This window comes from Xanthomonas sp. CFBP 8152 (genome assembly GCF_014199025.1).
GTDB classification, from domain to species: Bacteria; Pseudomonadota; Gammaproteobacteria; order Xanthomonadales; family Xanthomonadaceae; genus Xanthomonas; species Xanthomonas arboricola_B.
In genome coordinates, this window is record NZ_JACHNO010000005.1 from 76929 (window position 1) to 89336 (window position 12408).

Consider the following 12408-nt stretch of genomic DNA (forward strand, 5'->3'; position numbering starts at 1 on the left):
TCTCCCCATTATTTTGCCGGGTGATGAAGATGGTGGACTCAGGCGAATCCGCACTTGCGATTCCCGATTCCCCATTCTCGATCCCCGGCCATCGGAGATAGCCAAATGAGCAAGCAGATTCAAGAAGCCTACATCGTCGCCGCCACCCGTACGCCGGTCGGCAAGGCGCCCAAGGGCGTGTTCCGCAATACCCGTCCCGACGACATGCTGGCGCACGTGCTGCGTGCGGTGGTGGCGCAGGCGCCGGGCATCGATCTGTCGCGGATCGACGATGCCATCATCGGCTGCGCGATGCCCGAGGGCGAGCAAGGCATGAACGTGGCGCGCATCGGCGTGCTGCTCGCCGGCCTGCCCAACACCGTGGCCGGCCAGACCATCAATCGTTTCTGTTCGTCCGGCATCCAGGCCGTGGCGATGGCCGCCGACCAGATCCGCCTGGGCAATGCCGACCTGATGCTTGCCGGCGGTACCGAGTCGATGTCGATGGTGCCGATGATGGGCAACAAGGTCGCCATGTCGCCGAATGTCTTTGCCGACGACCATGTGGCGATCGCCTACGGCATGGGCATCACCGCCGAGAAAGTGGCCGAGGAATGGAAGGTCTCGCGCGAGGATCAGGATGCGTTCGCGCTGGCCTCGCATCAGAAGGCGATTGCCGCCATTGCCGCCGGCGAGTTCCGCGACGAGATCACGCCGTACGAGATCCTGTCGCACCAGCCCGACCTGGCCGGCAATGTCATCGCGCTGCGCAAGCGGCTGGTCGACACCGACGAAGGCCCGCGTCCGGACAGCTCGCTCGAGGGTCTTGCCAAACTGCGCCCGGTGTTCCGTAACGGCCAGTTCGGCGGCAGCGTCACCGCCGGCAACTCCTCGCAGATGAGCGACGGCGCCGGTGCGGTGCTGCTGGCCTCCGAGCAGGCGATCAAGGATTACGGCCTCACCCCGCTCGCGCGCTTTGTCAGCTTCTCGGTGGCCGGCGTGCGCCCGGAAGTGATGGGTATCGGCCCGATCGCGGCGATTCCCAAGGCGCTCAAGCAGGCTGGTCTGACCAAGGACCAGCTCGACTGGATCGAGCTCAACGAAGCCTTCGCCGCGCAGGCATTGGCGGTGATCCGCGACAGCGAACTGGATCCGTCCAAGGTCAACCCGCTTGGCGGCGCCATCGCCCTGGGCCACCCGCTGGGCGCCACCGGTGCGATCCGTGCCGCCACCCTGGTGCACGGCCTGCGCCGCCGTCAGCAGAAGTACGGCATGGTCACCATGTGCATCGGCACCGGCATGGGCGCGGCAGGCATCATCGAAGCGTTGTAAGTCACCGATTGCGAGATCGGCCGCCAGGCCGATCTCGCAACGCTGATCAGGCTGCCAGTCAACGACGGCGTGCGCGGGCACGCCTTCTTCGTTATCCGCCAGTGTCGGCGGTCAGCGACTGCGAGCGATGCCGTGTCTCCATCTACGCGCCCGGTAGGCGCGCCGGCCCAACGTCGCGTTTGAGCATGACTCCTGACGTGCAGATTGACCGCCGCATGGCGGTGCCCCCGGCAATCACACCCCGAACATGCCAGCAGGTCGAGAGCTGGTATGGCGCTACGCACGCTACGCCGCCGCATCCCGGCCTTGGCTTCACTCCCGCGGTTACACGGCAGAGCTGCGCCTAACGCGTCACCAGCCACTGACCGGTACGCGCACCGGCGAACACCAGCGCCAGCCCGGCTACCAGCGTGATGGCCAGATACACGCCGATCATCGCTGAGCGCTCGCTGCGCGCGAACACCAGGCATTCCATCATCAGCGACGAGAACGTGGTCAGCCCGCCGATCACGCCGATGATCAGCAAGGCCCGCAGCGCCCAGCTCGCCGGCCCGCGCGCATCCAGCCAGACCAGCAGCACGCCGGCGACGAACGAGCCGAGCAGATTCACCGTCAGCGTGCCCCACGGAAAGCCGTTACCGAAGCGCTGCAGCAACGAGGCACCGATGGCAAAGCGCAGGCCGGAACCCAGCGCACCGCCGGTCATCGCCAGCAGCAACTGCTGCCACCACACCGGCGCGCTCATGCGCGCACTCGGCAGGCGGCCGAAGGGGTTTTCAACGAAGTGTCGTGCATGGTCGGCATCATCCGGTTCCTGAGCGAGAATAGATGCCGGGGCACAGGCCTGCCGCCCCGGCGGGGGTGGGCAGGCATCATCAGCGCGCAGAGTGCGTGCGGTTCAAGGAGCAATGCCATCTCCTGTGCGGCCGATCATGCCGTGGGCTTGCCGCCCTTGTCAGCCCGCGCCTGTTCGCGCGCGGCGCGCAGGCGGTCGAGCTTTTCCTTGAGCTTGATCTCCAGCCCGCGCGGCACCGGGTTGTAGTAGACCCGCTCGCCCATCGCATCCGGAAAGCCGGTCTGGTCCAGCGCGATCCCGCCTTCGGCATCGTGGTCGTATTGATAGTCCTGCCCGTAGCCCAGCGTCTTCATCAGCTTGGTCGGCGCGTTGCGCAGATGCAGCGGCACCTCCTGCGTGCCGGTGGCGCGCACCTCGGCCTTGGCCTGATTGAAGGCGGCATAGCCGGCATTGGACTTGGCGGTGCTGGCCAGATACAGCACCAGTTGCGCGAACGCCAGCTCGCCTTCCGGACTGCCCAGGCGCTCGTAGATGTCCCAGGCTTCCAGCGCCATGCTCTGCGCGCGCGGATCGGCCAGACCGATGTCCTCGATCGCCATGCGGGTCAGCCGCCGCGCCAGATAGGCCGGGTCGCAACCACCGTCGAGCATGCGCGTGAGCCAGTACAGCGCGGCATCGGGGTTGGAGCTGCGCACCGATTTGTGCAACGCCGAAATCTGGTCGTAGAACTGCTCGCCGTTCTTGTCGAACCGACGCGTGCGGTCGGCCAGCACCTGCAGCAGCGTCTGCGGGGTGATCTGGCCACCCTCGCCGCCTGCCAGTTCCGCGGCGATCTCCAGCAGCGTCAATGCGCGGCGCACGTCGCCGTCGGCCGCGCCGGCAATTTCCAGCAGCGAGGCATCGCTGACCTGGATGCTCTCCTGCCCCAGCCCGCGCTCTGGATCATGCAGCGCACGTTGCAAGGCCTCGACGATATCCTGCGGCGAAACGCCCTCCAGCACGTGCACGCGGCAGCGCGACAACAATGCCGAATTCAGTTCGAACGAAGGATTTTCCGTCGTCGCACCGACGAACAGGATCGTGCCGCGCTCGATATGCGGCAGGAACGCGTCCTGCTGCGCCTTGTTGAAGCGATGCACCTCATCGACGAACAACACCGTGCGGCGCCCGCCGGCGAAGCGCTGCGCAGCCTCGGCCAGTACCTGGCGCACCTCGGGCAAACCCGACAGCACCGCCGAGATTGCCTTGAATTCGGCATCGGCGTAATGCGCCAGCAGCAGCGCCAGGGTGGTCTTGCCGCAGCCGGGCGGACCCCACAGGATCATCGAATGCACCCGGCCGGATTCCACCGCGCGTCGCAATGCGCTGTCGGGTGCGAGCAGTCGCTTCTGCCCGACCATCTCGTCCAGGGTGCGCGGACGCATACGCTCGGCCAGCGGGCGCAGGTGCTCGCCGTCTACGCTGAGCAGATCGGCTTCGGGAGCGATGGGGAGCTTGGTTCGTGCCACGCGGCATTGTATCGCGTCCGCCAACGACCTTCTGCGAACAAGGCGGTTGGTTGCGCGGATGCTGCCGGCAACTGCTTACTGCGCGTCGCCGACCACATCCACGCCTTTGCCCGGCACGTAGCGGAAGGTGTCGGCAGCGAAGGCCGGATTGCGCTTCCAGCCGCTAAAGCTGATCGCGGTGCGTTGGCCGACCGCATCCACCACTTCCATCTTGGCCAGGCCATCCTTGCCGAACCCCAGCGAGGCCATCTGGAAACTGGCTTCGGTGTCGACCTTGGGCGTCAGCGACAGCCACTGCAGGCCGTCACGCGGCGCCGCTTCTTCGCTGACGTCGTATTGCTTGTCCAGGCGCGCCGGGTCGATCAATGCAACCAGTGGACTGTTCTGTTCTTCGCTGCCCTGCGCACGCACGGTCACCTGCTCCAGGTCCGGATCGAACACCCACACCTTCTTGCCGTCGGCCACGATCAGCTGCTTGTAGGGCTTGGCGTACTCCCAACGAAACTGGCGCGGCGCCGACAATGCCACCCGCCCGCTCGCGCGCTCCTTGACCCGGCCGTTGGCATCGGAGACCTGCTGGCTGAACTGCCCGTCCAGGCCTTTCAGGCCACGCGTGAACGTGTCCAGCTCCTGACGCGCACCGGCAAACGCGGTGCCGGCGAACAGGGCGGTGGCGAGGACGGCATAACGGAGCTGGCGATGCATCGCGGTGTTCCAGAAAGGGAATGCGGGAATTCTGATACTTCATAGATGAATGGGCGAGCGCTATTGAACGACGCATTCAGATCGCAGCCGCCGCCAGTCGGTCCATGTCACTGCGCCGTCTGCACCTCGGACAGATTGCCGTAGACGATCTGTCCGCGAAAGCCGCGCCGCACCTGCTGGTAGAGCTCGCGGAACGCGCGGTAATCCTGCGGCTGACACAGCGCCTGCGGCCCACGCACCGCCGCACGTTGCAAGCGATGCACCGCCGTCACCGTCTGCCCCTGGCGCGTCCACTCGACCGCGTACTCGCCAGCGGCATTGCGGAAGCGGCGGCTGCGCGGGATCGCGATGATCGGCACCGTCGCCGGGAAACTCACCACATAGGTCTCTTCGCGCACGCTGTCGTTGCAGTAGAACGGGGTCAGATTGTCTTCGGCCGAGGTGGTCGTATAGATGCCACGGGTGGATTCGGCACCGGGCATATCGGGCAGGGTCATGCCGCCGACCACCGAAAAGTCCACCGCATCGTCGGCCTGGAAGGTGTAGCGATAGTTGAATGGGGCGTCCAGATCCAGCGGGTCGCCCTGGATCGATAGATCGCCGGTGCCATCGAAGCCGGATTGCGCAATGATCGACTCCTCGATGCGATTGCGGTTCTGCGCATTGAGCTGCACGAACATCGCACGCAAGCCCACTTCGCCGGTCTGCCCGCTATCGAGCGTGGTCAGACCTTGCAGCCCACCCTTGGGGGTAAAGCGATACTCGGTACGCGCCACGTAGCGATTGACCTTGCGGTCGTTGGGCGGGGTATGCGTGACCTTGCCGTCCAGCGTATGCACCACCGGCGCCCCGAGGTCGCCGGCCGGCAACTGGCCGAAGCGCGCGTACGGGTTGGTCGAATCCACATACAGATCGAACGCCGGGATGTAGGTGATGGCGTGATTGAAGCGGCCGAGCACCGGGATCGGCGGCAGCGTCGGCCCGCCCTCGGCACCGATCAGCACCGGTGTGCTGGCGATGCCTTTGGCCGCCAGCAAGGCCTCCAGGATCACGGTGTGGTCCTTGCAGTCGCCATAGTGGTTGGCCAGGATGCTGTCGGCGCTGTTGGGCTCCAGCCCGCCATTGCCCAGGTACACCGCCACGTAGCGGATATTGCGTGCCACCCACGCGTACAACGCAGCGGCCTGTGCCCGCGGCGCGTCGATGCCGCGGGTCACCTCGTCGGCCAGCGACTGGATCGCCGGCGTCACCGCCGCAGCGCGGCCGCCCTTGACGTGATAGGCCAGACCCATCTGCGACCAGCTGTCGAAGGTGCTTGCCATTAAGGTGGGGCTGAACTCCCAGGTTGCCGCGCTCCAGTTCTGGTTCTTCATCGGCGTGATGCGCTGATAGCGCCATTCCCAACGCGCCTGATCGCCGCGTACCACAGGCTTGGTCCCGCCCTGCAGCCCGCGCACCGACAGATGCATCGGCAATGTCTTCGGCGCCACCAGCGTGACCACCGCATCGTCGTATTGCGCAAACACGCTGAAGGTCTCCCACAGGCTGAAGTAACCCGGGAAGTACGGGGTATTCTGCGCACGCCGCACGCGATAGACGATGCGCGCGCCCGGCGCCAGATTCGGGAACACCACCACCTTGACCTTGCGGTCGGCATACATCGCCGCTGCCGCGCTGGAATAGCTTTCCTGGGTGTAGATCTTGTCGGACGCCACGTCCTGGCGCAGTCCTTCAGCGGTGACGGTGTAGGCCTGCAGCACCTCCAGGGTTTCCATCTTCTCGCTGTAGCTCAGCCGCACCTGGCTGAACTGCTCCACTGCCGACTTGGTCTTGAGCAGGATCTCGTACTCGTCGGTTTCCACGCTGCTGGCGTCGGCACGCACTTCGTAGTCGGCGCGATAGCGCACGAAGCTGTAGTTGGTGTCGGCCTGCGTACGGGCCGCGGCGGCAGCAGGTGCGGCCTGTTGCTGGGCCTGGGCCAGCAATGGAAATGGCAATGAGATCAGCAGCAGGAACGACAGCACGGAACGACGCAGCATGGGTCTTGATCGCGGCGGGCCGGAGCGACCCTTGTGCGACAGGGTAGCCGGTGTGCGCCGCAGCGTCAGGCACCGGCCCCAATTGCCGCATCTGTGCGCATGCAAAGACGCGCACACGCACCGGACAAACCCGGAACGCGGCGCCACGACCAAGCCGACACGCGACGCGTTGCCGGCCGCCGATTACTTGGGCGGCGGCGGCGCCAGCACGGTGCGGTCGCCATTGTGCTCGGGCGGGCTGACCACGCCGGCCGCCTCCATCGCTTCGATCAGGCGTGCGGCGCGGTTGTAGCCGATCTTCAGGCGCCGCTGCACGCCGGAGATCGAGGCACGCCGGGTTTCGGTGACGATGCGCAAGGCTTCGTCATACAACGGGTCGGACTCGTCGCCGCCACCGCCGCTACTCTCGGGCAAGCCGGTCGCACCGACCACGGTGCCATCGCCCATGGTCTGCACTTCGTCCAGCACGCCTTCGACGTAGGACACCGGCCCACTGGCCTTGAGATGCTCGACCACCCGATGCACTTCCTCGTCGCTGACGAAGGCACCATGCACGCGATCCGGCAGCGCCGTGCCCGGTGGCAGATACAGCATGTCGCCATTGCCCAGCAGCGCCTCGGCGCCGGACTGATCCAGGATGGTGCGCGAGTCAATCTTGGAGCTGACCTGGAACGCCACGCGGGTCGGGATGTTGGCCTTGATCAGGCCGGTGATCACATCCACCGATGGCCGTTGCGTGGCCAGGATCAGATGGATACCGGCCGCGCGCGCCTTCTGTGCCAGGCGCGCGATCAACTCTTCGACCTTCTTGCCGACGATCATCATCATGTCGGCGAATTCGTCGATGAAGATCACGATGAACGGCAGCGTTTCCAGCGGCCGCGGCGCCTCGCCCAGTTCGGGATTGGGCTTGAACAGCGGGTCCATCATCGGCTGGCCGACGTCGATGGCGTCCTTGATCTTCTTGTTGAAGCCGGCCAGGTTGCGCACGCCCACCGCGCTCATCAGCTTGTAGCGGCGCTCCATCTCGGCCACGCACCAACGCAGGCCGTTGGCGGCCTCCTTCATGTCGGTGACCACCGGCGCCAGCAGATGCGGGATGCCCTGGTAGACGCTCAGCTCCAGCATCTTCGGGTCGATCATCAGCATCCGCAGCTCCTTGTGCGAGGCCTTGAACAGCAGGCTCAGCACCATCGCATTGACCGCCACCGACTTGCCCGAGCCGGTGGTACCGGCCACCAGCAAATGCGGCATGCGCGCCAGATCGGCCACGGTCGGGCGGCCGGCGATGTCCTTGCCCAGGGCCAACGTCAACGGGCTGGCCGACTTGTCGTATTCCTTGGAGCGCAGCAGCTCGGACAGGAAAATCATTTCGCGGCTGACGTTGGGGATCTCCAGGCCAATCACCGACTTGCCCGGAATCACGTCGACCACGCGCACCGATTTGACCGACAGCCCGCGCGCGATGTCCTTGTCCAGCGAGCTGATCTGGCTGACCTTGATGCCCGGCGCCGGCTCGATTTCGAAGCGGGTGATCACCGGACCCGGATAGGCCCCGACCACCTGCGCCTCGATGCGGAAGTCCTTGAGCTTGAACTCGATCTGCCGTGACAAGGTCTCCAGCGTTTCTTCCGAATACCCCTTGGCCTGCGGTTTGGGGTCGTCCAACAGCGCCAGCGGCGGCAGGTCGGAGCCGTCGGTGCTGACGCCCTGGAACATCGGGATCTGGGTATCGCGCTTGGCGCGCTCACTCTTCTCCACCACCGGTGCCGGCGGCGGCTCGATCTTGACCGGCTCGCGCTTGGCCTGCTTGACCGCATCGACCTTGCGCACTTCCTCACGCTCTTCGCGCATCACGCGGGTCTGCTGCCACTCGGTGGCTTGATGGGTCTTGCGCTGCATCAGCGGCCCCAGCGCCAGCACCCAGGTGCCGATGCGTTCCATCACCGCAAACCACGACAGGCCGGTCGCCAGGGTGATCGACACCAGCAGCAGCACCAGCACGAACAGGTTGGCGCCCAAGGCGCCGAAGCCGGCGCTCAGCGAATTGCTGACCAACCGCCCCAGGATCCCACCAGCGCCGGCCACGTCGCCGGTGAACAGCCGCAGATGCAGGAAGCCGGTCGAGGCGATCAGAAAGCCCACCATGCCGACCAGCCGCAATGCCGGGCCCAGATCGGCTTCGGCCTGCCCTTCCTTGTCCATGCCGAACAAGGCGATCCAGGCCACCGCTCCCAGCACCACCGGCAGCAGGAAGGCCACATAACCGAACAATTGCAGCAGCACATCGGCCATCCAGGCACCGACGCGGCCGCCCATGTTGTGCACCGGCGCGACCACGCTGCCGGTCTGCGACCAGCCCGGATCGGCGCTGGAATAGGTAAACAGGCTGGCCAGCAGATACAGCAGCAGCGGCGCCACCGCGATCAATGCCAGATCGCGCCAGAGCTTTTGCCGACGCGGATTGTCCGCCACCGCTGTCTTGCGCGAGGACGTCTTGCCCTCAGCGGGCTTGCTGCGTTCGGGAACCTGCTTTGCCACCTGTAGCCAGACCTTAGAAAAATGCTGTTAGTGGTTGATAATAAACGACTGAAGCCACGGTTTCAGCTGTTGCATGAGCATCGCTTGCGTGGGCACGCGATGGCCAACAAAAAACGCCGCACGGGGCGGCGTCGATTACGCGGACTGGGTGGACCAACCCATCTGCGGTTCAAGCAGTTCCATCGCGCCGCCTTGATTCACCGGGTGGGGACCGCCACTCTATGCCGCCACAGGGGTGCGAATTCACTCGCCTGCCCTGCCAATTCCTAGATCGCGAGTATACATGAGCGCCTCTTCTGCCAGTCCCGCCAAGCATTCCCGCCTGTTGATCCTGGGCTCCGGCCCGGCCGGCTGGACCGCCGCGGTCTATGCCGCCCGCGCCAACCTCAAGCCGGTGGTGATCACCGGTCTGCAGCAAGGCGGCCAGCTGATGACCACTACCGAAGTCGACAACTGGCCGGGCGACCCCCACGGCCTGATGGGCCCGGACCTGATGAGCCGCATGCAGGCGCATGCCGAGCGCTTCGAGACCGAGGTGATCTTCGACCACATCCACACCGCCGACCTGTCGCAGCGCCCGTTCCGGCTGACCGGCGACGGCGCCCAGTACACCTGCGACGCACTGATCATCTCCACCGGCGCCACCGCCAAGTACCTGGGCATTCCCAGCGAGGAAGCCTTCAAGGGCCGCGGCGTGTCCGCCTGCGCCACCTGCGACGGGTTCTTCTACAAGGACCAGGACGTGGTGGTGGTCGGCGGCGGCAATACCGCAGTCGAAGAAGCGCTGTACCTGTCCAACATCGCCCGCAAGGTCTACCTGGTACATCGCCGCGACACGCTGCGCGCCGAAAAGATCATGCAGGACAAGCTGTTCGACAAGGTCGCCGCCGGCAAGATCGAAACCGTCTGGCACCACGCCATCGATGAAGTGCTGGGCAACGATGCCGGCGTCACCGGCGTGCGGGTCAAGTCCACCCTCGACGGCAGCACCCGCGAGATCGTCGCGCACGGTTTCTTCGTTGCCATCGGACATCACCCCAACACCCAACTGTTCGACGGCCAGCTGGCAATGAACAATGGCTACCTGGAAATCCGCTCCGGCCTCAACGGGGCGGCGACCGAGACCTCGGTGGCCGGCGTGTTCGCCGCCGGCGACGTCGCCGACCAGCACTACCGCCAGGCGATCACCTCGGCCGGCTTCGGCTGCATGGCCGCGCTGGATGCCGAGCGCTACCTCGACAAGAGCGCCTGAGGTGGCTGCTGACCGCCGGCCGCGCCGCGCGGGCAGCGACGATACCAGCGGGCCGTGTGCATGAGCGTCACTGCCCGCTGGTGCCACCGGCTGGACGAGCTTCCGGCCGGTGCCTGGGACGCGCTGCACGACGGCGCGCACCCGTTCATTTCTTATGCGTTCCTGCAAGGCCTGGAGCGGGAGGGCTGCCTGCGCCCGGACTGGGGCTGGAACCCGCTGCACCTGACGCTGTGGCACGGCGACACGCTGGTCGCCGCCGCACCGGGATACCTGAAGAACAACTCGCATGGCGAGTTCGTGTTCGATCACGCCTGGGCGCATGCCTACGCGCGCTACGGGCAGGAATACTTCCCCAAGTGGCTGTGCGGGGTGCCTTACTCGCCGGTGACCGGCCCGCGCCTGCTAGGGGCACCGCGCTGGCGCCCGCAATTGCTCGCGGCGATGCGCGCGCTGGTGGAGCGCAGTGGGCTGTCGTCGGCGCACGTCAACTTCCACCCGGCCGACCAAGACACCGCCTTCGATGCCGACTGGCTGGAGCGCAACGATCTGCAGTACCACTGGCATAACGCCAGTGGCTGGAGCGATTTTGAAGGCTACTTGGCGGCGATGGACCACAAACGGCGCAAGAACATCCGCCAGGAGCGCGCCAAGGTGCAGCGGGCCGGCGTGCAGTTGCGCGTGGTGCATGGCGATGAAGCCAGCGGCGCCGACCTGGACGCGATGTATGGCTTCTATCTCAAGACCTTCAACGAATACGGCAACTCGCCTGCGCTGACGCCGGAATTCCTGCATCACCTGGCCCGACACCTGCCGCGTCAGCTGGTAATGTTTCTGGCCAAGCTGGACGGGCAGCCGATTGCCGGCGCGCTCTGCCTGCGCGGGCGCGACACGCTGTACGGGCGTTACTGGGGCGGCCAAGCCCTTCCGGGCCTGCATTTCGAAACCTGCTACTACCAGGGCATTGAATACTGCCTGCGTGAGGGCCTGGCCCGCTTCGAGCCCGGCGCACAGGGCGAGCACAAGATCGCGCGTGGCTTTCTGCCGACGCTGGTCCGCAGCCGTCACTGGATCGCCGACCCCGGCTTCCGCGAGCCACTGGCGCAATGGTGCGCCGACGAGCGCCAGGCGGTGGCCCGGCACGCACGCGAACTGGCTGAGCACAGCCCGTTTCGCGACTGAGCCTGCGCGGCGGCGCCGTAGGGCGCAGTCGCAGCTGATCGCCGGCCGGACGTATTGGGGACGTCGGAGCAAGGCGGCCGAATCCACCCAAAGAGCAATCGTCTGGCGAGTACGAACTGCGCGCCCAGCACCGGGATGCTTGTGGACGCATGCCGCAAAGCGCGCCGACCACACCCGCAGACCGTCGCGTGCCGGCAATGGTCGTCGCCCTGGGTGCGCCATGTACGACACGCTCTACACTGCGCGCATGTCCCGCGCCCTTCCCTACCTGCTGGCGGCCGACCCAGCCGCGCCGTTTCCGCCTGCCGAGTACGCGTTGCGCGAGCCGGACGGCCTGCTCGCCATCGGCGGCGACCTGTCGCCGCAACGCCTGCTCACCGCCTATGCCGGTGGCGTGTTCCCGTGGTTCTCGGAAGGTCAGCCGATTCTGTGGTGGAGCCCAGACCCGCGCACGGTGTTTCGCACCGACGGCGTGCGCCTGTCCTCGCGTTTCCGGCGCCAGCTGCGCAGCAGCCACTGGATCGTGCGCGCCGATACCGCCTTTGCGCAGGTGATCGATGCCTGTGCCTCGATTCCGCGTGCAGGTCAGGACGACACCTGGATCACCACGCCGATGCAGCGGGCCTATATCGAACTACATCGGTTGGGCCACGCACATTCGCTGGAAGTGTTCGATGGCACGCGCCTGGTCGGCGGTATCTACGGTGTGGCGATCGGCCAGATGTTTTTCGGCGAGAGCATGTTCAGTGCCGCCAGCGGCGGCTCCAAGGTGGCGCTGGCGGCGCTTGCCGCCCATCTGCATTCCTCCGGTTGGCCGTTGCTCGACGCGCAGGTGGAGAATCCGCACCTGATGCGCCTGGGCGCGCAACGCTTGCCACGCGCAGAGTTCCTGCAGCAGGTGCGGCTGCAGGTCGGCCTGGCAGCGCTGCCTGGCAGCTGGTCCGAGCGCTATGGCGAGCGGCCTGCCATCGCGCTCGCTGAAGTCCGCTTAACATAAAATTTGCACCGCGGGGAGATGGAGCGTAAAATGCTGTCCCTTACGGCCCTCCCGGGCCAGCCGTGATTGCACAGGATTAC

The 12408-nt window shown here is 66.1% G+C and carries 9 protein-coding genes and 1 riboswitch; of the genes, 4 read left to right on the forward strand and 5 right to left on the reverse strand.

Annotation, left to right across the window (positions count from 1 at the left end; genetic code table 11):
- Positions 1-105 precede the first annotated feature (105 nt).
- Complete coding sequence (locus tag FHT09_RS17525; RefSeq protein WP_016901771.1) at positions 106-1311, forward strand: acetyl-CoA C-acyltransferase; 1206 nt, start codon at positions 106-108, stop codon at positions 1309-1311.
- 343 nt (positions 1312-1654) lie between these two features.
- Here the strand turns inward: FHT09_RS17525 and crcB are convergent, their stop codons facing one another.
- The 5 genes from crcB to FHT09_RS17550 all read right to left on the reverse strand — a co-directional run bounded on the left by crcB (position 1655) and on the right by FHT09_RS17550 (position 8900).
- Complete coding sequence (gene crcB / locus FHT09_RS17530) at positions 1655-2056, reverse strand: fluoride efflux transporter CrcB (RefSeq protein WP_016901770.1); 402 nt, start codon at positions 2054-2056, stop codon at positions 1655-1657.
- 114 nt (positions 2057-2170) lie between these two features.
- Positions 2171-2239, reverse strand: a riboswitch (Fluoride riboswitch).
- Between the two features lie 2 nt (positions 2240-2241).
- Positions 2242-3531 (reverse strand): replication-associated recombination protein A, encoded by a 1290-nt coding sequence (locus FHT09_RS17535; RefSeq protein ID WP_243849096.1) that lies wholly within the window; start codon positions 3529-3531, stop codon positions 2242-2244.
- 159 nt (positions 3532-3690) lie between these two features.
- The gene (gene lolA, locus FHT09_RS17540) at positions 3691-4320 is read right to left on the reverse strand and encodes an outer membrane lipoprotein chaperone LolA (RefSeq protein ID WP_104606623.1); all 630 of its coding nucleotides are present in this window, start codon (positions 4318-4320) and stop codon (positions 3691-3693) included.
- Positions 4321-4427: 107 nt separating this feature from the next.
- A complete protein-coding gene (locus FHT09_RS17545) occupies positions 4428-6359 on the reverse strand; it encodes a DUF3857 and transglutaminase domain-containing protein (protein ID WP_104606624.1) in 1932 nt (643 codons plus the stop codon).
- A 183-nt stretch (positions 6360-6542) separates the two neighbouring features.
- Positions 6543-8900, reverse strand: a complete 2358-nt coding sequence (locus FHT09_RS17550; protein WP_104606625.1) for a DNA translocase FtsK — start codon at positions 8898-8900, stop codon at positions 6543-6545.
- Positions 8901-9183: 283 nt separating this feature from the next.
- Between FHT09_RS17550 and trxB the strand changes: the two genes are divergently transcribed.
- The 3 genes from trxB to aat all read left to right on the forward strand — a co-directional run bounded on the left by trxB (position 9184) and on the right by aat (position 12328).
- A complete protein-coding gene (trxB, locus tag FHT09_RS17555; protein WP_104606626.1) occupies positions 9184-10152 on the forward strand; it encodes a thioredoxin-disulfide reductase in 969 nt (322 codons plus the stop codon).
- A 60-nt stretch (positions 10153-10212) separates the two neighbouring features.
- Positions 10213-11331, forward strand: coding sequence for a GNAT family N-acetyltransferase (locus FHT09_RS17560; RefSeq protein ID WP_104606627.1), 1119 nt, complete (start codon positions 10213-10215; stop codon positions 11329-11331).
- 247 nt (positions 11332-11578) lie between these two features.
- Positions 11579-12328, forward strand: a complete 750-nt coding sequence (aat, locus tag FHT09_RS17565) for a leucyl/phenylalanyl-tRNA--protein transferase (protein ID WP_104606641.1) — start codon at positions 11579-11581, stop codon at positions 12326-12328.
- Positions 12329-12408: the final 80 nt, after the last annotated feature.